Below are 19,044 nucleotides of genomic sequence, written 5' to 3'. Positions count from 1 at the left end.
GGCGGTCCGGTGTCATCGGCGGTGTCAGAAGTTGCCCAGGCCGCCGCAGACGTTGAGCGCCTGCGCGGTGATGGACGCGGCGGTGTCGGAGGCCAGATAGCCGACGAGTCCTGCGACTTCGTCGGGCGTCGTGTAGCGGCCGAGCGGGATCTTGGCCTGGAACTTCTCCAGGACCGCCGCTTCGGAGGTGTTCCAGTGGGCCGCGTAGCCCTGCCGGACCCGCTGGGCCATCGGGGTCTCGACGTAGCCGGGGCAGACCGCGTTGACGGTGATGCCGGTCGGCGCGAGCTCGTTGCCCAGGGCCTTGGTGAAGCCGACGACGCCGTGCTTGGACGCCGAGTAGGGGGCGCCGAGCACCACGCCCTGCTTGCCCGCGGTGGAGGCGATGTTGATGATCCGGCCGCGCTCGCGGTGCCGCATGCCGCCGGCGTTGAGCACCTCGCGGGTCATCCGGAAGACGCTGTTGAGGTTGGTGTCGATGACGTCGTCCCACAGCTCGTCCGTGAGGTCGGCGGTGGCGCCACCACCGCTGCGGCCCGCGTTGTTGACCAGCACGTCGACCGGCCCGAAGCGGTCGACGGCGGCCCGCACGAAGGCCTTGACGCTGCCGGCCTCGCACACGTCGAGGACGGTGCCGTCCGCCTCGTGTCCCTCCTCGGTCAGTTCCTTCACCGTGCGGGCGACGTTCTCGGCGTCGCGGGCGCCGATGAAGACCCGGTGCCCGCCTTCGGCCAGGGTGCGGGCGACGGCGAGGCCGATGCCGCTGGTGGCACCGGTGATCACGGCGGTGCGCGGCTGCTGGGACATGCTTGCTTTTCCTTCCGTTCGGGGGGTAGCCGGTCAGGCGGCGGCAGCGACGAGGTGCGCGTTGACCGCGTCGATGAGCGCGCTCGGCGTGGGCGCGTCGGCGAGCAACGACTCGTCGAGGGTGATGCCGTACTCGCGCTCGATGCGGCCGCTCGTCTCCAGCAGCGCCAGGGAGTCGTAGCCCAGCTCGTCGAAGGCCGCGTCGAGGATGTCTCCGTCGAGGTCCACCCCTTCGTCGGCACCCGCGCCTTCCCGGAGGATCCGCTTGAGGTCGTCCACGGTGAATCCGGTGGTCATGCCGCCCTCTTCTCATTCGACCCCAAGATCCCGTGTGGGCTGGGGAGTTGGTTGGATCGGGTGCTACGCGACCGCGCGCACGACCATCGCCGAGTTGAAGCCCCCGTGGCCGCGCGCGACGACCAGGGCGGTGCGCAGCGGCGCGGTGCGGGCCTGGTGCGTGACGAGGTCCAGGGCGTGCGTGGCGGCGGGTTCGGTGTTCACGCTGGGCGGGATGACGCCGTCGCGCAGCGCGAGCAGGGCCGCACCCAGGTCCAGCGGCGCCCCGCCCGAGCACAGGCGTCCGGTCATCGTCTTGGGCACGGTGACGGGTACGCCCAGGGGCCCGAAGACACCGTTGATCGCCTCGGCCTCGGCCCGGTCCCGCTCGGGGTCCGCGGCTCCGTCGGCGAAGACGACGTCCACCTCGCGGGCCGTCATCTCGGCGTCGTCCAGGGCGAGTTCGATGGCCTTGCGCAGCCCCGGCGGGCGTCCGGTGCGCGGTGCCGGGTCGAAGGTGGTGCCGTACCCGGCGATTTCTCCGTAGATGCGGGCGCCGCGGCCCCGTGCCGCCGCCGCGGACTCCAGGACGAGGATCGCGCCGCCCTCGCCCGGCACGTATCCGGACGCCTCCGCGTCGAACGGCAGGTACGCGCGGGTGGGTTCGTCGCAGGTGCTCAGGCGGCCGCTCGCCATCTGTGCGGTCCAGCCCCAGGGGCAGATCGCGGCGTCGACCGCGCCGGTGACGATCAGCGGGGTGCCCTTGCGGACGGCCCGCCGTGCCTGGGCGACGGCGTCGAGTCCGCCCGCCTGGTCGCTCACCACGACACCGCTCGGGCCCTTCATGCCGTTGCGGATGGAGATCTGGCCGCTGTTGACGGCGTAGAACCAGGCGAAGGACTGGTACGCGCTCACGTGCTGGCTGCCCTTGCTCCACAGCTTCCGCAGTTCGTTCTGGCCGAACTCGAAGCCGCCGGAGGAGGCGGCCGTGATGACCCCCATGCCGTAGGCGGGCATCTGCCCGGGATCCACCCTGGCGTCCGCGAGCGCCCAGTCGGCGGCGACGAGCGCGATGCGGGTCATCCGGTCGGTCTGCGGCAGCAGTCTGCTCGGCAGGTGCGCCGCCGCCTCGAAGCCGGGTATCTCGCCGGCCAGGCGGGAGGGGTAGGACGCCGGATCGAAGCGGGTGATGCGGCCGATGGCCCCCTTGCCCGCGAGGGTGGCGGCCCAGAAGTCGTGGGTGCCGAGGCCGTTGGGCGCGGCCACGCCCAGTCCCGTCACCACTACCGGTGCGTTCATGAGTGGGCCCTCACTTCCACCGCTCCTACGGCTCGGTCGGGCCGGGCCAGGACCATGGCGCTCTGGTAGCCGCCGAAGCCGCTGCCGACCGTGAGGACGGTGTCGGTGAGCTGTTCGCGGGCGATCAGCGGTACGTAGTCCAGATCGCAGTCGGGGTCCGGGGTGTGCAGGTTCGCGGTGGGCGGCACCACGTGGTGCTCCATCGCCAGGGCGCTCGCGGCGATCTCGATGGAGCCGATCGCGCCGAGGGAGTGCCCGACCATCGACTTGATGGAGCTGACCGGGGTCCGGTAGGCGTGCTCGCCGAGGCTCTTCTTGAACGCGGCGGTCTCGTGCCGGTCGTTCTGCTTGGTGCCCGAGCCGTGGGCGTTGACGTAGTCGATCGCGTCGACGTCGACCTCGGCTTCGTCCAGGGCCGCCCGGATGGCCTCCGCCATCTCCGCGCCGTCCGCGCGCAGTCCGGTCATGTGGTACGCGTTGCTGCGTGTCGCGTAGCCGGCGATCTCCGCGTAGATGTGCGCGCCGCGGCGCCGCGCGCTGCCGAGCTCCTCGAGTACGAAGACGGCGCATCCCTCGCCGAGAACGAAGCCGTTGCGGGTGTGGTCGAACGGCCGCGAGGCGCTCGCGGGGTCGTCCGAGCGGGGCGTCGTCGCCTTGATGGCGTCGAAGCAGGCCATGGTGATCGGGGAGATCGGGGCGTCGGTCGAGCCCGCGATCATGACGTCGGCGGTGCCTTCGCGGATCAGCTCGGTGGCGTGGCCGACGGAGTCGATGCCGGACGTGCAGCCGGTCGACACCAGGGAGCAGGCGCCCTCGGCGCCCACGGCGCGGGCCACTTCGGCCGCGAAGGAGCTGGGCACCAGGTGGTCGTAGAGGTGCGGCACGGCGTAGGTGTGGTCGACCAGGTCGAGCCGTCCGTCGTCGCTGACGACCCGGTACTCCTGGTCGAGGCCCATCGTGGCGCCGACCGCGGAGCCGACCGTGACGCCCACCCGGTGGGGGTCGAGGCGGCCGAGTTCGATGCCGCTGTCGGCGACCGCGCCGCGCGCCGCGACCACCGCGAACTGCGCGGCCCGGTCCATCCGGCGGATCTCCTGCGGGCTCAGCCCGTGTGCCCCGGGGTCGAAGTCCATCTCGGCGGCGACCTTGGAGCGGAACGGAGCCGGGTCGAAGAACGTGATGTCGCGGGTCGCGGTGCGCCCCTCGTTCAGCAGGTTCCAGAACTCCTTGGTGCCCACCCCGCCGGGAGCAAGGACCTCCATGCCCGTGATGACGACGCGCCTGCCGCTCACGCCCCGGCCTCCCAGTGATAGAAGCGAGTGGCCATGGCATCGGACGGTGAGCGCCAGGTGGTGGGGTCGTACGCCTCGATGTACGGCTTGAGGTCTTCGCTGACCCGGATGAAGCGCGGGTCGGTCTTGGCCTCCTCGATCCGGGTGCCGCCGTTGTCGTCGTCGAAGTCCTGGAGGTGGAAATAGAGGCCCCGGTACGAGAAGAGCTGGCGACGTCGCGTCCCCATCCGGTGCGGCAGGTCCGTGTCGTCGAATGCGGTGAACAGCCTGGCGACGTCGTCGCCGGAGGTGGGGTGCATTCGAGCCACGATCAAAGTGCTGGGCATTCTCTCTCCTTCGTGACCTCGCGACGTCACGACGCGCGTCCATAAGACAGAAGTCCGGAATCCCGGGCCCACAAGTTTTCAAATGTCCAGGCGGCCTCACAAGAAAGGCTCATTCAGACCCGGGACAAGTTCCGTCAGATTCGGTGGCCCCGTTGCATCAGGGTGCGGCACCCGTCATCGGCAGGTCAGAGGAGTGTCAAAGCAAAGGAGCGGCATCCGGTTGGGGCCATTCCCGCTCCGCAAGGTCGGGGCTCGGATGACGGCGCGGAAATTGTCCGGCCATGCGTCAAGGGCCCAGCCGCATACTGCGGATGGGCCCTTGAGGCGTGGTTCCGATACGCGGTGGTCAGACGCGCCCCAGCTGGAAGCCGACGCCCCGGACCGTCACTATCCAGTCACTGGCGCCGAGCTTGCTGCGCAGGCTGCTGACATGGGTGTCGATGGTCCTCCGCGACCAGACGTCGCCCCAGATCTGCTGCATGATCCGCTTGCGCGGGATGACGGTGTCGGGGTGGGAGGCGAGGAGGTGGAGCAGGTCGAACTCCTTGCGGGTGACCTCGATCCGGCGGCCGTCCAGGAGGACCTGGCGGGCGGCGGCATCGATGCACAAGGGGCCGTGCATGATGACGGGGGCAGTGGGCACCTGTGTCTGCACCCGGCGCATCACCGCTTCCATGCGGGCCATCAACTCCCGGAACCCATAGGGTTTCACGAGATAGTCGTCGGCACCCGCCTGCAGCCCGAGCACGCAGTCGAGCTCGGTCCCGCGGGCGGTGACCGCGATCATCGGGGTGGCCCCCGCCGAACGGACCCTGCGGCACACCTCCAGGCCGTCCAGATCGGGCAGTTCCAGATCGAGCAGCAGAATGTCGGCGCTCTCGAACGACCGCAGGGCGGCCACGCCGGTGTCCACGCACTGCACCTCGTGCCCGTGCCGCTGCAGCCCCCTGACCAGAGTTGCCGCATCCTCGCTGTTGCTCTCGACCACGAGCACCCGCCACGCGGCGGACGGCTCGCGCCCTGGGCGCGCGGGGGCCGCCACGACGGGGTCACCCATCAACCCCGTCCTCGCGCCGCCGTACACGCCGGACACATAGGTATCCGCCTGAGCTGTGCTGATCACGGTGCCCCCTTGCTGGATCGTCCCTCAACAGGCGCAGGACACATGGGAGTTCACGACATGCGGAACCGATCCCCCGCCGAGCGGACGGTGTCCCTCGGTCAACGCCGTCAGCATAACAAACCATCCGCGCTGTTTTTATGTCCGGGAGGTCAACGATTACGCAACCTTCGCACGGATCTTCACCCCGACAGCCCGGGAGGCGACCCGATCCCGGGGGTTGACTACGGAGGGGTACGCCAACCGGAGCGCCAAGTACCGCATACAGCGCTTTCATTACTGGGAGGTCAGCAAACAGACCGGATTGCTGGTTTCTGCATCGTCCATTAGAGTTACGGCCGGTGACCGCCGAAAGACGCCGGGTTCACCCATCTCTGCCGGGAGAGAAGAAGAGGAACCGCCCCATGCAGCTACGCGCCGAGCAGACCCGTCAGGCGCTCATCGCCGCGGCAGCCGAGCTGATCAGCACAAAAGGGCTCAAGGACACAGGACTTGTGGAGATCCACACCAGTGCGGGGGTGAGCAAGGGCGCGCTTTACTTCCACTTCTCCGGGAAGGAAGACCTCGCGGACGCGCTGCACAGCGAGACCCACGAACGACTCTCCCGCCTGGCGGAGCGTCATCTGCGCGGCAAGGAACCGGACGCGGCGAGCATAGCCGGGTTCCTCGTCGAGCTCTTCGGCGAGATGCGCACGGACACCGTGCTGCGCGCGGGGCTGCGACTGGAGTCCGAGAAGCGGCCGCACGACTTCAGCGGACCGCCCCCGCTGCGCGCCAAATGGCTGGACTACCTGCAGCAGCACTTCACCTCCACAGCGGGTGACCGCGCCGTGAGCGATCTTCTGTGCGCGCTCTCCGCCGGCCTGGAGGCCCTCGGCCACAACGACCCCTACTGGTGGAAGGAGGAGACGGTGAAGGGGATTTGCGCACTCCTGACCGAGCTGGTCGACACCGCGAGCCCCGGCGCCCTCCCGCCCGCCTGAGCGGGCGACACCGCGGCAGAGCCCGTACCGGGGGCGACCGTCCGGCGCACCCTCACAGCATGCTGCCGCCGGACACGTCGACGTACTGGCCGGTGATCCATCGGGCGTCGTCGCTCACGAGGAAGGCCACCACGTCCGCGACATCAGCGGGCCGGCCGATGCGGTTGAAGACGGAGAGCGCGGCAAGTGCCTTCTCCCCTTGGGGAGTTGACCGGCGCCTTGCGTTCATGTCCGTCGCCACGAATCCGGGGGCCACGGCGTTCACGGTGATGCCCCTTGCGCCCAACTCCTTGGCGAGGGTGAGGGTGAGCGTGTCCACCGCCGCCTTGCTCATCGCGTAGACGAGTGTTTCGGGCAGGGCACGCCGGGAGACGGCCGAGGAGACGTTGACGATCCTGCCGCCGTCACGCAGCCGGTTCAGACCCTCTTGGATGACGAGCAGCGGCGACTTGGCATTGACCGCCATGATCCTGTCGAAGGTGTCGGCCTCGACCGATCCGATCCGCGCCGACGAGCTCACCGCCGCGTTGTTCACGATGATGTCGAGCCCGCGACCCGCGCCCTGTTCGGCAAGGCCGGCGTCCAACGCGCCGTAGAGCTCCTCGACATCGCCCGGCACGCCCAGTTCGGCCCGCAGCGCGAAGCATCGCCCGCCGCTCTCCCGGATCGCGCCGACCGTTTCCCGTGCCGCCGCGTCATTGCGCGCGTAGTGCACCGCGACCAGAGCCCCGTCCGCGGCGAGGCGTTCGGCGATGCCTCTGCCGATGCCCCGTCCGGCCCCTGTCACCAGAGCGGTCTTCCCCGCGAGCGCCAGCATCCGAAATTCCCCATTCCGTTATTTTATATAGAATTCATTGCTTTTACCGCCGGTAACGGCAAATGATCATGAATATCTGCAAATATCGCGAGCCGCACGACTTCGCCATCCCCCACCATCCGCGCGTACGCGCATGCCTGCGCGCAGAGAGACCGGAGGCCGAGCACGTGAGCCCGCAGACGCACCAACTTCCCCATCAGAGCCGCCCGTTCGTCATCGACCCGGAAGGCAGCGACATCCTCGGCGAAGTCGCCGCGCTCCGGGAGCAAGGAGACGTCGTCCGGGTCGAACTCCCCGGCGCGGTCCCCGCCTGGTCCGTGACCGGCTTCGAAACCGGCAGGCGGCTCCTCGCCGACCCGCGGGTCTCCAAGGACCCGCGCAGGCACTGGCCCGCCTGGACCTCCGGCGCGGTCCCCGCGGACTGGCCCCTCGCGGCATGGGTCACGATCCGCTCCATGTTCACGGCGTACGGCGCCGAGCACACCCGCCTGCGCAAGCTCGTATCCGGCTCCTTCACCAAGCACCGGACCGAGGCCCTGCGCCCCGCCGTCGCGCGCATCACGGGTGAGCTGATCGACCGCCTGGGCGCTCTGCCGACGGGCCAACCCCTCGATCTGCGCAGGGAGTTCGCGGGTCCGCTTCCCGCCGCCGTGATCGGCGAGCTGTTCCGCGTACCGGAATCCCTGCGCCCCGAGCTGTCCCTGCTCTTCCACCGCCTCTTCGACACCTCGGCCGACGGTGCCGAGGCCGGCATGCTCGTCGAACGCGTCCACGCCCTGGTCGGCAAATTGATCACCGACAAACGCGCCCGCCCCGGAGACGACCTGACGAGCCGTCTGATCAAGTCCCAGGAAACCCGCGGCGGCTTCAGCGACCTGGAGATACGTGACACCCTCGTCCACCTCCTGTCAGCGGGGTACGAGACCACGGTCAATCTGATCGACCAGGCGGTGCACGCCCTGCTCACCCATCCCGAGCAGCTCGAACTCGCCCGCTCCGGACGGGCGTCGTGGTCGGACGTGGTGGAGGAGTCCTTGCGCTGGCAGGCACCCGCGGCCCATCTGATGCTCCGCTTCGCCGTGGAGGACATCGCCCTGGGCGAGACGACCATCCGGCGGGGCGACGCCATCCTCGTCTCGGTCGCCGCGGCCGGCCGTGACCCGAAGGTGCACGGCCGGGACGCGGACCGCTTCGACATCACCAGGCCGACCCGGCACACCCATCTCACGTTCGGTCACGGGGTGCACTTCTGCATGGGCGCTCCGCTGGCCCGAATGGAGGCCACGATCGCCCTGCCCGCCCTGTTCGAACGGTTCCCGGGACTGCGGTTGGCCGTGCCGCCGCGGGAGTTGCTCCCCCTGCCCTCGTTCATCTCCAACGGCCACCGCCGACTCCCCGTGCTGACCGGGGCGTGACCCTCGGGGATCGGCCGGTCGGCGGCTGATCGATTCAGCCGCCGACCAGCGGGGAGCGCACGCCTTCGACGAGACATTCGAAGACGGTCTCGCCGCGCTGCCGGCCGATGACCTCGATGCCCCGTGCGCGTGCGGTGCGCGCGGCCACCTCATGGGCCTCGACCCAGCACGGGGCGTCGAACTCGACGTAACGCCAGGTCTTCAGATCGAGCCGCACCGGGCAGAAGGCGCGGTCCGCGGCCACGGCGTACGCGGCCTGCTGAGCCGCCTCGGCGACGACCAGGCCCGGCATGTGGTCGACGCCGTGGTCGAAGAAGGCCAAGTGGCCTGTGTCGCCTCGGAGTTGCCACCTATCCGGTCGCCCGGAAGGGGCAAGGGCGACCTCGTCGAGCCGCTCCCTGCCGACGAGGGCAGGCGCCACCGGCGCGGGCGAGGGGCCCGGACGGGCCGTCAGGAAGTCCCCCCGCATACGGCGGTAGACCTGCCGGGGAACCCAGTCGAAGGTGCCCCCGCCAGTGGCGAAGGGCTCGCCGTCACACTCCAGGCTCATCCGCAGGCCGAGCGTGCGGCGGGCCGCCAGGACGATCCGCACCTTGACGCTCAGGTCACGGGGTGCCCGACGTGCCGTCGGGCGGTGCGGGTCTGCTTCGTACGAGAGGTCGCGCATCAGGAACTCGTTGTCGCGGGGGACGCCGAGCCCCGTATGGGCCACGAGGAACCCCACCTGACGGAGCGTCTGCCCGAGCAGCATCTCGGGGTGCGCCGACCCCGGTCCGGGCCCGAAGAAGCAGTGTTCGCCGGACCAGTCCAGGCCGACGACGAACTCGCCCTCGCCGGTGCGGCGCCAGTCCCTGACGAGCACGTCCTCACCGCGTACGCGATGGACGGCGGGAGCGGGAGGTGCGGGCTGCGGGACGAGGGCGCCGTACTGGTTGCCCCTCCCCCGCCGTAACGCCGCGGTGTCCTGGGCCGATGGTGCTGCCTGGACCCCCTGGCGCGGTATGCGAACGGTCTGAACATCTGTGGTCGCGCTGGCCATCTTGCCCCCGAGAGACAGATAGATAGTGAGCAGCGGTCATCGGAGGGTCGGTTCCCCCCGGCCGATGTAGCAGCTGATGTAACATACGGCCAGGTCGGTTTTTATTGCAATCCCTTGGGGCGACAGGGGCTCCAGGGGGTCAGGTGACAACGCCGAAATCCGTAGGAGGGTCGCGCGGTGGCACGACAGGAACGGGCGGTCAGAACGCGCAAAGCGGTGCTCGAAGCGGCGGCGGAGGTGTTCGCGCAGCGCGGCTACGAAGGCACGACGATCAGTGAGGTCCTCTCCCTCTCCGGAGTCACCAAGGGCGCCCTGTACTTCCACTTCCCCTCGAAGGAGGCTCTAGCCAAGGGAGTTCTGCAGTACGCGGTGACCGAGACGTTCGACCGGTCGGTCAAGCTCCAGGCCCTGGTGGACATGGGCCTCGTACTCGCCTACCGCCTCCCCCGCGAGGCGCTGCTGCGGGGGGCCGCGCGGCTCGCGGCGGACCAGAGCGCAGGCCCCTTCTTCGGTGGCCCCTGGGGGCAGTGGCAGGAGATCTTCACGGACCTCATCACCGAAGCGCAGCAGCGGGGCGAGGTCTTCGCGCACATCGCCCCCGCCGAGACCGCCCGGGTCCTGGTCGGCGCCTTCACCGGACTGCAGCTCTCCTCCCTGACCACCACGGACCCGGACGACCTGGTCGGCCTCGTCGCCCGCTGGACCAGCATGTTCATGCCCGCGCTCGCCACTCCGGGCGTCCTGGGCGTCATCGACATCTCGCCCGGGCGAGCCCGCCAGGTGTACGAGGAGTTGGGCCACCCCAGGGAGGAGACGAACGACTGACCCTGCGGAGAAGCAGCCGAGCACGACGACGGACCATGGGCCTGGCTTCGTAGCTGAGAAGGCACGATCGATGCCAACGGGTGGAGCGACACCGCGAGTTGGGCGAGGAAGACGCCGACGACGCCAGGCAGTCGCCCGCCGCTGTCATCACCTGCGCCGTTGTCACGCGATCGAGGGGCAGCCGACGATCGACCGCCCCTGACCACTTCACAGTCCGCCGTGCCAACTACCGGAACCGGCCCTGCCGATCAGCTTCGCCATCGCGTCCAGGCCTCGCAACGTCTCCGCCTCCGGAGCCGTGTCCAGGGCGAAGAGGATCCGATCCGCGCCCGCCTCGACGATCGACTCCACCACCGTGGCGTTCGGCGGCACCTGATAGACCGTCACCGGGGCATACTCACGGCCCTTCTCCTCGGCGCGTCGCCGGAAGTCGGCGACCAGGCTCGCGAGGCCGGTCGCGCCCTCCAGCATCATCGGCAGCCAGATGAGCCCCCAGTCGTCGCCGAAGTCCAGGACCCGCTCGACGGCGGCCGGATGGGTTGCCGCCCACCATGATCGTTGGATGCGGACGCTGGACGGGCTCGGGCCAGGAGAGCACAGGGTCGAAGGAGACGAAGTCGCCGTGGAACTCGGCTTCTTCCCGCGTCCAGAGGGCCTTCATGGCGAGGACATGCTCACGCAGCACCGACATACGCATCCTCGGGGCGGTCCCGTGGTTGCGGACCTCCTCACGGTTCCAGCCCGCGCCCACACCGACGACCACGCGGCCTCCCGACATCAGGTCGAGCGAGGCGATCTCCTTGGCCAGGGCGATCAGGTCCCGCTGGGTGACCTGGAATACGCCTCCGCCCAGGATCAGGCGCTCGGTCACCATCGCGGCCGCGATGAGCGACACCACGGGGTCCAGGGTGCGGTAGAAATCGCGTCCCAACTCGCCGCCGCCCGGCCACGGGGTCTCCCGCTTCACCGTTCCCTCGGCCCGGCCCACCTTCCCGTCCTGGATGTGCCAGAAGTGCACGAAACGCACGTTGAACTCGTTGCCGGTCTCCTTGAAGCGCCCGCTCCACCAGCCGAACGCGGTGACCCGGTCGCCGGAGGGAAGCAGTTCCTCGAAGTCGAACTTGGCCTGGTCCAGGTACGTCAACGCGTCGGCGAAGTACGCGGTGGCGCCGTCCCACCCCCTTGTACTCGCCCTTGGACCACGGCGGTGACTTCTGGTACAGGGGACTGTCCGGGGTCGGATCGCGAATTCCAGCGCCTCCAGAATGGCGACGGTCATCCCCTGGCCGTACAGGGGGTTGAAAAAGAACGAGATCGCGGAGACGCACGCGGTCGCCGAGCGCGGACGCACGCGGGGGAAGACCGTGATCTGCATCTGAACCCGTCCCACCGTTCAGGGCCTCCCGCACCTCCGGATCACCGCCCCTGAATTCTCAGCACTCCGGTGACTCGGTGCTGAGCGTGGCCGCGTTCCTGGAGTGCCGTAAGTGATCGTGGGGAGGTGCGGCTTCGCAGCCGAGGCGGGCAAGCCTTCGTCACCGCGCTCGTGACCAAGGCGTAGGACGCTTCGACCGATATCGCTCAGCACCACCTCCTTGACCGGCTGCTGTCATTCACCCGCGCAGATCTGACAGAGTTCTGTCACAGCGCGACTTGAACCCGTACACCGCCGACGGCAGAGTCTTGGCGCAGGGCTCCCATCCTGGGGGAACAGCAATTCTTCGCCGTGGTCCGCCTTTCTGACCCGCCTTTCCGATCCGCCTTTCCGTCCTTTTCCGATCCGCCTTTTGCGGCACTGCCGCGCGGCTGCCGCACACCCGCGGCACGTCCCGCGGACCTTCTCGACGACTTACTCCCCGGCGACGCTGTGAGCCCCTTTTCACCGACTTCGATCCAGGGGGCGCATATGACTGCGACGTCGCTCGACATCCCGGACCGGCAGCAATCCGCCGGCGCCGTCGAACCCGGCCTGCTGCGCGGCGTCTGCGGGCTCTTCGTGACCGGCGTGACCGTCATCACCAGCGGGCGGGGAGAGCGCGCGGCCGGGACCACCGTCAACTCCTTCACCTCGGTCTCGCTGGAGCCGCCCCTCGTGCTCTTCTGCCTGCACCGCGGGTCCCGGCTGCACGCGGTGGTCGAGGAAACCGGCGCGTACACGGTGAACTTCCTCGCCGCCCGACAGGAGCCGCTGGCCCGCGCGTTCGCGGGCAAGGAGACCGCCCGGGTCGCGGACGTGCCGTACGGACTCTCGGCGACGGGTGTGCCCTTCCTCGGCGGGGCGCTCGCCCATGCGGCCTGCCGTCTCGTCAACTCCGTCGACGGCGGCGACCACACCATCTTCGTCGGCGAGGTGGTGGAGCTCGGCCTGCCGGACCAAAGCCCGGATCCGCTGGTCTTCTTCCGCGGCGAGCTCGGTCCCCTGCGGGGCGGCAGCGAGGCGCACACGCTCGACACCTTTCCAGTTGTCCACTCCGAAGGGCGTATTCACTCATGAGCACCGCATCTGAAGCACACAACAAGGCCACCGACACGGACGGCACCGGCACCGAAACCGACCGCCACGACGTGGCCATCCTCGGCGCCGGAATGGCCGGCGGCGTCCTGGCCGCCGTGCTCGCCCGCCACGGCGTGAAGGTCCTCCTCATCGACGCGGGAATCCACCCCCGCTTCGCCGTCGGCGAGTCGACCATCCCGTACACCTCGACCATGACGAAGGTCATCGCCGAGCGCTACGACGTACCCGAGTTGCTCCCGCTCGCCACCTTCCGCGGCATCCAGGACAAGATCTCCCCGATGAGCGGCCGGAAGCAGAACTTCGGCTTCGTCTACCACCGGGAGGGCAAGGCGCAGGACCCCCAGGAGATCAACCAGTTGGTGATTCCCGCGTGGCAGCGGACCGAGAGCCACTTGTTCCGCCAGGACATCGACGCCTATCTGTTCAACCTCGCGGTCGGCTACGGCGCCGAGCCGCGGCTCGCCACCCGCATCGAGGACATCGAGACCGGCCCGGACGGGGTCGTGCTCCGCTCGGACAACGGCGAGACGTTCCACGCCGAGTACCTGGTGGACGGCAGCGGCTTCCGCTCGCCGGTCGCCGACAAGTTCGGCCTGCGCGACCAGCCGACGCGGGCCCGGCACCACTCCCGGACCCTGTTCACCCACATGGTCGGCGTGACCCCCTTCGACGACACCGAGGCCGCGGCCGCCCACGACAACCCCAGCCCCTGGCACAACGGCACCCTGCACCACGTCTTCGACGGCGGCTGGCTCTGGGTGATCCCGTTCGACAACCACGAGGGCGCGATCAGCACCCTGTGCAGTGTGGGCCTGACCCTGGACGAGCGGGTCTTCCCCAAGCCGGACGGCATATCGCCGCAGGAGGAGTTCGACGACTTCCTGCGCCGCTATCCGCAGATCGCCGAGCAGTTCGAGAAGGCCAAGGCGGTCCGGCCGTGGGTGGGCACGGGACGGCTGCAGTACTCGGCCACGAACACCGTCGGCGAGCGCTACACCCTGACCGCGCACGCGGCGGGCTTCATCGACGCGCTGTACTCACGCGGCCTGACCAACACCTTCGAGGTCGTCAACTCCCTTGCCTGGCGCCTGATCGAGGCGACACGCGACGGCGACTGGTCCACCGAGCGGTTCGCCTACATCGACGCCCTGCAGCAAGGACTGTTCGACGTACACGACGACGTGGTCTACAGCTCCTTTGTGAGCTTCCGCGACTACGACCTGTGGAACGCGGTCTCCCGTGTGTGGAAGGCGACCAGCATCCTGCCCACGATGACTCTGGAAAGCGCCTACCGCACCTTTCTCGAGAGCCGTGACGACCAGGACCTGCGCGACCTGGAGAAGACCGAGACCCCCGGGCTCCCCGCCCCCGTCGGCCGGGACATCAGCGCGCTGCTCACCCACACGCGGGAGCTGTGCCAGCAGGTGGAGGCGGGCTCCGTCACGCCGAAGCAGGCAGCGCTCGACATCCTCACCCGGGTCCGCGAGACCCCGTCCCTGCCCGCGCCGTTCCGCCTCGGGGAGCCGGACAACCGGTGCTTCGAGGCGACCCCCGCCTTGATGGAACAGGCCGCCGAGTGGGGCAGGAACGAGGCCCCGGAGGAGATCAAGCCGCTCTTCGGCCCTGCGGCGACGCGGCGCTGAGGCCCCGTCGTTCAAGTCGTCATCAAGGAGTACGACGAGACCGCACGCCGAGACTTCCGCTGGCACCGCGGCCACGGACCGCGGCAGACCCGGCAGAACCGCAGAACCGCAGATTCGGCAGATTCGGCAGACAAGAGGAGGGCGAGCCGATGTCCGACACGCGTGTCCGTCGCGTACTCATCGCGGGAGGAGGCATCGGCGGTCTTGCGGCGGCTGTCGCGCTGCGGCAGCGCGGGTTCGACGTCCTCGTCCTGGAGCGCGGGCAGGAGTTGCGGGACGGCGGGGCCGGGCTGCACGTCTGGACCAACGGCATGCTCGCCCTTGACGCCCTCGGCCTCGCCGACAAGGTCCTCGAAACAGCCCCGGCGCAGCGCGTGTGCCACTTCAGCAGCTGGACGGGCGAGGTGCTCGCCGCTTGGCCCGTCGGCCGGTTCGCGGAGCGCTACGGGCAGCCCACGGTGGCCGTCGAACGATCCGTCCTGCACGGCATCCTGAGCTCCGCACTCCCCCGCACCGCCCTGCGCACCGGCGCCCGCGTGTGCGGCATCGCCCAGGACCGGCACGGGGTACGGGTGCGACTGGCCGACGGCACCGAGGCCACCGGGGACGTACTGATCGGGGCCGACGGTGTGTACAGCACCGTCCGCGATGCGCTGCACGGCCCCAGCGCATCGCACTACACCGGCTACGTCGCCTGGCGCGGCCGTGCCCGCCTCCGGCACGAGCTGATCCCGCCCGGCACCTTCAACGGCCTCATCGGCCGCGGCGACCGATTCACGTATTACGACGTCGGGCCCGGCATCGTGCACTGGATGAGCGTGGCCAACGCGCCGCAGGGCGGCCGGGACGCCCCGGGGGTCCTGGCCGTGCTCGCCGAGCGGCACCGCGGCTGGCCCGCCCCGATCCAGGACCTCCTGGCGGCCACACCGGAGAGCGACGTCACGCGGTACGACGTAGTGGACCGCGCCCCCGACCGGCGCTGGGGACACGGCCGCGTGACCCTGCTCGGGGACGCCGCGCACCCCATCACGTTCAACATCGGGCAAGGCGCCTGCCAGGCATTGGAGGACGCCCTGGTACTGGCCGACCGCCTCGGCAGCCGCCCCTGGGCCCCGGCAGAGGCACTGCGCGCCTACGAGTCCGAGCGCCGCGCCCGTACGGCTGCCATGCAACGCCAGGCCCGGTGGATCGGCCGGGTCAATTCATGGGCGAACCCCTGGACGGTGCGTCTGCGCGAGGCGGCCATGCGGCGCCTGTGGGACACCCGGGTCTTCGCCGCCGCCGAGAGGAGCCACATCGCCTACGGCACCCGATGGGCCCACCCGCAGCGCTCGCACGCACCGGCACCACAGCCACCGTCCGAAGCCCACCGCTCTACCGAGGAGACCGGCGATGCCCCGACCCATATCTGACTCCGCCACGACCGGCCGCGCACTCGACCGGGAGCCGGAGCGCGAACTCGTCCGCGACCACGACCACTTCTTCGCCACCTTCGCGGACGACTGGTGGGCGAACGATTGCCCCACCGCGCCCTTGCGCTCGTTCAACGCCCCGCGCTTCGCCTACTTCGACCAGTTCGTCGACGGTGACTGGGCGGATCAGAAGGTCCTCGACGTGGGCTGCGGTGGCGGGTTCACCACGGAGTTCCTCGGCGAACGCGGCGCCGACGTCTCGGGCGTGGATGTCTCGCCGGACCTCGTCGCCGCGGCCGATCGGCATGCCCGGCAGGCCGGCCTGAAGATCGACTACTCCGTCGGCAGGGCCGAGCGGCTCCCCTACCCCGACGCCTCGTTCTCCGTGGTCACCTGTGTCGACGTGCTGGAGCACGTGGCAAGTCCGGGAGAGGTGGTGCGGGAGGTCCACCGGGTCCTCGCGCCCGGCGGAGTCTTCCTCTACGACACCATCAACCGGACCACCGCGGCCCGGCTGATGATGATCTGGCTGCCCGAGCGGCTGCTGCGCGCGGTCCCGCAGGGCACCCACGACTGGCACGACTTCATCACCCCGGCCGAGATGGTGGGTCATCTGGGAGCGGCCGGGTTCACCTCGCTCGGCCGGATGTCGGGCATGGCGATCCTCGGGAAGCGCCACGACGGCAGTGCACGGATCGTGCCGACCCGGGACCTCTCGTGCACCTACATGGGCGCGGCCCGGCGCTGACACGGCGAAGTCCCGGGAGGGCGCCTTCGGCCCCGGAGCGTCACGCCTGAGAAAGCCCCTGTAACCCGGCGCAGCAAAGCGCCCGGAAAGGCTCCATGCGCCACTCTCAGGGGTTTTCTCGACATGCGGGCAGGGGGGATTGACTGGAGGGCTCCACGGCCACGAGGCGGGCGCACGGGTGGCTTCCCGCCCTAGGTTCACGTCGGACTTTCGGTATCTTGGAGAACGTCCCGCCGCCTCCCCGGCGTCGGGACCGGCGGGCCCCGAGGGCCTTCTCAGGCCTACCCGCGACACGTTTTCCGTCCAGCGATCCGACCGCTCTCGCACCATGGCGTGCGGGAGCGCGGTTTGCCGTGCCCGAAAAGAGAGCATTGTGACGACTTCCGGCACTCACGCCGCCTTCGACATCTCCGGCGCCGAGCAGAACGGCCATGCCGGGTCCGGTGCGTACGACGCCACCGCGATCACCGTCCTGGACGGACTCGACGCCGTACGCAAGCGGCCCGGCATGTACATCGGCTCCACCGGCGAGCGAGGTCTGCACCATCTGGTGCAGGAGATCGTGGACAACTCCGTCGACGAGGCGCTGGCCGGGGTCGCCGACCGGATCGACGTGACGATCCTGGCCGACGGCGGCGTACGAGTGGTCGACAACGGACGCGGCATCCCGGTGGGCATGCACCCGGTGGAGAAGAAACCGGCCGTGGAAGTCGTCCTGACGGTGCTGCACGCGGGCGGCAAGTTCGGAGGCGGCGGGTACGCGGTCTCCGGCGGTCTGCACGGTGTGGGCCTGTCGGTGGTCAACGCGCTGTCGACCAGGCTGTCGGCGGAGATCCGGACCGACGGCCACCGGTGGACCCAGGAGTACGAGGGCGGAGCGCCGACAGCGCCGCTGGCCCGCCACGAGGCCACCTCGGAGACGGGCACGTCCCTGACGTTCTGGGCGGACGGCGGCGTCTTCGAGACCACCGAGTACTCCTTCGAGACGCTGGCCAGGCGTTTCCAGGAGATGGCCTTCCTCAACCGAGGGCTGACCCTGACCCTCACCGATGAGCGCGCGTCGGCCCGCGCGTCGGCCGCGGCCGACGAAGCGGGTCCGGGCACCGTCGGGGAGCGGGCCGCGAAGACGGTCTCCTACCGCTACGACGGCGGCATCACCGACTTCGTCGCCTACCTCAACGCCCGCAAGGGTGAACCGGCCCATCCCTCCGTCGTCTCCATCGCCGCCGAGGACACCGAGCGGCTGCTGTCGGTGGAGGTGGCCCTGCAGTGGAGCAGCCAGTTCGCCGACAGCGTCTACTCGTACGCCAACACCATCCACACCCACGAGGGCGGCACCCATGAGGAGGGCTTCCGCACGGCGCTGACCACGGTCGTCAACCGGTACGCGCGCGAGAAGAAGCTGCTGCGCGAGAAGGACGACAACCTCACGGGTGAGGACATCCGCGAGGGTCTGACCGCGATCATCTCGGTCAAGCTGGGCGAGCCGCAGTTCGAGGGCCAGACGAAGACCAAGCTGGGCAACAGCGAGGCCAGGACGTTCGTGCAGAAGGTCGTGCACGAGCACCTGACGGACTGGTTCGACAGCAATCCCGGCGAGGCGGCCGACATCGTCCGCAAGGCGACACAGGCGGCCACCGCCCGGATGGCGGCCCGCAAGGCGCGGGACCTGACCCGACGCAAGGGCCTGCTGGAGTCAGCGGCCCTGCCGGGCAAGCTGTCCGACTGCCAGTCCAACGATCCGGCGAAGAGCGAGATCTTCATCGTCGAGGGCGACTCCGCCGGCGGCTCGGCCAAGTCCGGCCGCAACCCGCAGTACCAGGCGATCCTTCCCATCCGCGGCAAGATCCTCAACGTCGAGAAGGCCCGTATCGACAAGATCCTGCACAACCAGGAGGTCCAGTCGATGATCTCCGCGTTCGGTACGGGCGTGCACGAGGACTTCGACATCGAGAAGCTCCGCTACCACAAGATCATCTTGATGGCGGACGCCGACGTCGACGGCCAGCACATCAACACCCTGCTGCTGACCTTCCTGTTCCGCTTCATGCGACCGCTGATCGAGCACGGACACGTCTACCTCTCCCGCCCGCCGCTCTACAAAATCAAGTGGACCCGCGACGACTTCCAGTACGCGTACTCGGACCGCGAACGCGACCTCCTGCTGGAACGGGGCCGGCAGGACGGCCGCCGGGTCAAGGACGACTCCATCCAGCGGTTCAAGGGCCTGGGTGAGATGAACGCCGAGGAGCTGCGCATCACGACCATGGACCAGGAGCACCGTGTCCTCGGCCAGGTCACCCTCGACGACGCCGCCGTCGCCGACGCTCTCTTCTCCGTCCTGATGGGCGAGGACGTCGAGGCCCGGCGCTCCTTCATCCAGCGCAACGCCAAGGACGTGCGCTTCCTCGACATCTGATCGCGCCGATTCCCGGCCGCCCACTCGCCCCGGCCAACCACTCGCCCAGGCCGCACCCGCGGCCTGGGCGGCCCGCCCTTGCCCGCCCGCAGCCGAAGAGAGCACTGC

18 protein-coding genes are annotated in these 19,044 nt (G+C 69.6%); 8 read left to right on the top strand and 10 right to left on the bottom strand.

Annotated elements, in window-relative coordinates; translation table 11 throughout:
• Positions 1-24: 24 nt before the first annotated feature.
• From fabG to AB0B50_RS20725, 6 genes are all read right to left on the bottom strand, one after another.
• Entirely contained in the window at positions 25-807 is a 783-nt protein-coding gene (gene fabG, locus AB0B50_RS20750; RefSeq protein ID WP_362333571.1) for a 3-oxoacyl-ACP reductase FabG, read from the bottom strand.
• 33 nt (positions 808-840) lie between these two features.
• Positions 841-1,104 carry an acyl carrier protein gene (locus AB0B50_RS20745; protein WP_362333568.1) on the bottom strand — a complete coding sequence of 88 codons (264 nt, stop codon included), beginning with the start codon at positions 1,102-1,104 and terminating at the stop codon, positions 841-843.
• Positions 1,105-1,167: 63 nt separating this feature from the next.
• Positions 1,168-2,382 carry a ketosynthase chain-length factor gene (locus AB0B50_RS20740; RefSeq protein WP_362333565.1) on the bottom strand — a complete coding sequence of 405 codons (1,215 nt, stop codon included), beginning with the start codon at positions 2,380-2,382 and terminating at the stop codon, positions 1,168-1,170.
• Positions 2,379-3,674: a beta-ketoacyl-[acyl-carrier-protein] synthase family protein gene (locus AB0B50_RS20735; RefSeq protein ID WP_362333562.1), complete on the bottom strand. Its 1,296-nt coding sequence runs from the start codon at positions 3,672-3,674 to the stop codon at positions 2,379-2,381. Before AB0B50_RS20735 ends, AB0B50_RS20740 begins: the two co-directional genes overlap by 4 nt.
• Positions 3,671-4,000, bottom strand: coding sequence for a TcmI family type II polyketide cyclase (locus AB0B50_RS20730; protein ID WP_362333559.1), 330 nt, complete (start codon positions 3,998-4,000; stop codon positions 3,671-3,673). Before AB0B50_RS20730 ends, AB0B50_RS20735 begins: the two co-directional genes overlap by 4 nt.
• Positions 4,001-4,346: 346 nt before the next feature.
• Positions 4,347-5,057, bottom strand: coding sequence for a response regulator transcription factor (locus tag AB0B50_RS20725; protein ID WP_362333962.1), 711 nt, complete (start codon positions 5,055-5,057; stop codon positions 4,347-4,349).
• Between the two features lie 467 nt (positions 5,058-5,524).
• On the opposite strand from AB0B50_RS20725, the gene AB0B50_RS20720 reads away from it, so the two are divergent.
• The gene (locus tag AB0B50_RS20720) at positions 5,525-6,103 is read left to right on the top strand and encodes a TetR/AcrR family transcriptional regulator (RefSeq protein ID WP_362333556.1); all 579 of its coding nucleotides are present in this window, start codon (positions 5,525-5,527) and stop codon (positions 6,101-6,103) included.
• Positions 6,104-6,155: 52 nt separating this feature from the next.
• Here the strand turns inward: AB0B50_RS20720 and AB0B50_RS20715 are convergent, their stop codons facing one another.
• Complete coding sequence (locus AB0B50_RS20715) at positions 6,156-6,920, bottom strand: SDR family oxidoreductase (protein WP_362333553.1); 765 nt, start codon at positions 6,918-6,920, stop codon at positions 6,156-6,158.
• 167 nt (positions 6,921-7,087) lie between these two features.
• Here AB0B50_RS20715 and AB0B50_RS20710 point away from each other — a divergent pair, with 167 nt between their 5' ends.
• A complete protein-coding gene (locus tag AB0B50_RS20710; RefSeq protein ID WP_362333551.1) occupies positions 7,088-8,335 on the top strand; it encodes a cytochrome P450 in 1,248 nt (415 codons plus the stop codon).
• 34 nt (positions 8,336-8,369) lie between these two features.
• Here the strand turns inward: AB0B50_RS20710 and AB0B50_RS20705 are convergent, their stop codons facing one another.
• On the bottom strand, positions 8,370-9,374 hold the full coding sequence (locus AB0B50_RS20705) for a ScbA/BarX family gamma-butyrolactone biosynthesis protein (protein WP_362333548.1): 1,005 nt from the start codon (positions 9,372-9,374) through the stop codon (positions 8,370-8,372).
• A 177-nt stretch (positions 9,375-9,551) separates the two neighbouring features.
• Here AB0B50_RS20705 and AB0B50_RS20700 point away from each other — a divergent pair, with 177 nt between their 5' ends.
• Entirely contained in the window at positions 9,552-10,199 is a 648-nt protein-coding gene (locus AB0B50_RS20700; RefSeq protein WP_362333546.1) for a ScbR family autoregulator-binding transcription factor, read from the top strand.
• A gap of 207 nt (positions 10,200-10,406) precedes the next feature.
• Here the strand turns inward: AB0B50_RS20700 and AB0B50_RS20695 are convergent, their stop codons facing one another.
• Together AB0B50_RS20695 and AB0B50_RS20690 are read right to left on the bottom strand one after the other, a co-directional pair.
• On the bottom strand, positions 10,407-10,586 hold the full coding sequence (locus tag AB0B50_RS20695; protein WP_362333543.1) for a hypothetical protein: 180 nt from the start codon (positions 10,584-10,586) through the stop codon (positions 10,407-10,409).
• Positions 10,587-10,596: 10 nt separating this feature from the next.
• The gene (locus AB0B50_RS20690) at positions 10,597-11,478 is read right to left on the bottom strand and encodes an LLM class flavin-dependent oxidoreductase (RefSeq protein ID WP_362333540.1); all 882 of its coding nucleotides are present in this window, start codon (positions 11,476-11,478) and stop codon (positions 10,597-10,599) included.
• Between the two features lie 627 nt (positions 11,479-12,105).
• On the opposite strand from AB0B50_RS20690, the gene AB0B50_RS20685 reads away from it, so the two are divergent.
• From AB0B50_RS20685 to gyrB, 5 genes are all read left to right on the top strand, one after another.
• Positions 12,106-12,693 carry a flavin reductase family protein gene (locus AB0B50_RS20685; protein WP_362333537.1) on the top strand — a complete coding sequence of 196 codons (588 nt, stop codon included), beginning with the start codon at positions 12,106-12,108 and terminating at the stop codon, positions 12,691-12,693.
• Positions 12,690-14,357, top strand: a complete 1,668-nt coding sequence (locus AB0B50_RS20680; RefSeq protein WP_362333534.1) for a tryptophan 7-halogenase — start codon at positions 12,690-12,692, stop codon at positions 14,355-14,357. The genes AB0B50_RS20685 and AB0B50_RS20680 overlap by 4 nt, the downstream gene beginning before the upstream one ends.
• A 149-nt stretch (positions 14,358-14,506) precedes the next feature.
• Positions 14,507-15,769, top strand: coding sequence for an FAD-dependent monooxygenase (locus AB0B50_RS20675; protein ID WP_362333531.1), 1,263 nt, complete (start codon positions 14,507-14,509; stop codon positions 15,767-15,769).
• Complete coding sequence (gene ubiG / locus AB0B50_RS20670; protein ID WP_362333528.1) at positions 15,750-16,517, top strand: bifunctional 2-polyprenyl-6-hydroxyphenol methylase/3-demethylubiquinol 3-O-methyltransferase UbiG; 768 nt, start codon at positions 15,750-15,752, stop codon at positions 16,515-16,517. Before AB0B50_RS20675 ends, ubiG begins: the two co-directional genes overlap by 20 nt.
• Positions 16,518-16,923: 406 nt before the next feature.
• Positions 16,924-18,936: a DNA topoisomerase (ATP-hydrolyzing) subunit B gene (gyrB, locus tag AB0B50_RS20665; RefSeq protein ID WP_362333959.1), complete on the top strand. Its 2,013-nt coding sequence runs from the start codon at positions 16,924-16,926 to the stop codon at positions 18,934-18,936.
• Positions 18,937-19,044 lie beyond the last annotated feature (108 nt).

Source organism: Streptomyces sp. NPDC041068 (assembly GCF_040647455.1).
Lineage (GTDB): Bacteria > Actinomycetota > Actinomycetes > Streptomycetales > Streptomycetaceae > Streptomyces.
This window is presented reverse-complemented; position numbering and strand designations above follow the sequence as displayed.

Bases quoted from the DNA above. Each gene is read 5' to 3' on its own strand.
- AB0B50_RS20745 (WP_362333568.1), bottom strand. From the start codon at position 1,104: ATGACCACCGGATTCACCGTGGACGACCTCAAGCGGATCCTCCGGGAA.
- ubiG (WP_362333528.1), top strand. From the start codon at position 15,750: ATGCCCCGACCCATATCTGACTCCGCCACGACCGGCCGCGCACTCGAC.
- AB0B50_RS20715 (WP_362333553.1), bottom strand. From the start codon at position 6,920: ATGCTGGCGCTCGCGGGGAAGACCGCTCTGGTGACAGGGGCCGGACGG.
- fabG (WP_362333571.1), bottom strand. From the start codon at position 807: ATGTCCCAGCAGCCGCGCACCGCCGTGATCACCGGTGCCACCAGCGGC.
- AB0B50_RS20675 (WP_362333531.1), top strand. From the start codon at position 14,507: ATGTCCGACACGCGTGTCCGTCGCGTACTCATCGCGGGAGGAGGCATC.
- AB0B50_RS20720 (WP_362333556.1), top strand. From the start codon at position 5,525: ATGCAGCTACGCGCCGAGCAGACCCGTCAGGCGCTCATCGCCGCGGCA.
- AB0B50_RS20680 (WP_362333534.1), top strand. From the start codon at position 12,690: ATGAGCACCGCATCTGAAGCACACAACAAGGCCACCGACACGGACGGC.
- AB0B50_RS20730 (WP_362333559.1), bottom strand. From the start codon at position 4,000: ATGCCCAGCACTTTGATCGTGGCTCGAATGCACCCCACCTCCGGCGAC.
- AB0B50_RS20725 (WP_362333962.1), bottom strand. From the start codon at position 5,057: ATGGGTGACCCCGTCGTGGCGGCCCCCGCGCGCCCAGGGCGCGAGCCG.
- AB0B50_RS20705 (WP_362333548.1), bottom strand. From the start codon at position 9,374: ATGGCCAGCGCGACCACAGATGTTCAGACCGTTCGCATACCGCGCCAG.
- AB0B50_RS20690 (WP_362333540.1), bottom strand. From the start codon at position 11,478: ATGACCGTCGCCATTCTGGAGGCGCTGGAATTCGCGATCCGACCCCGG.
- AB0B50_RS20740 (WP_362333565.1), bottom strand. From the start codon at position 2,382: ATGAACGCACCGGTAGTGGTGACGGGACTGGGCGTGGCCGCGCCCAAC.
- AB0B50_RS20685 (WP_362333537.1), top strand. From the start codon at position 12,106: ATGACTGCGACGTCGCTCGACATCCCGGACCGGCAGCAATCCGCCGGC.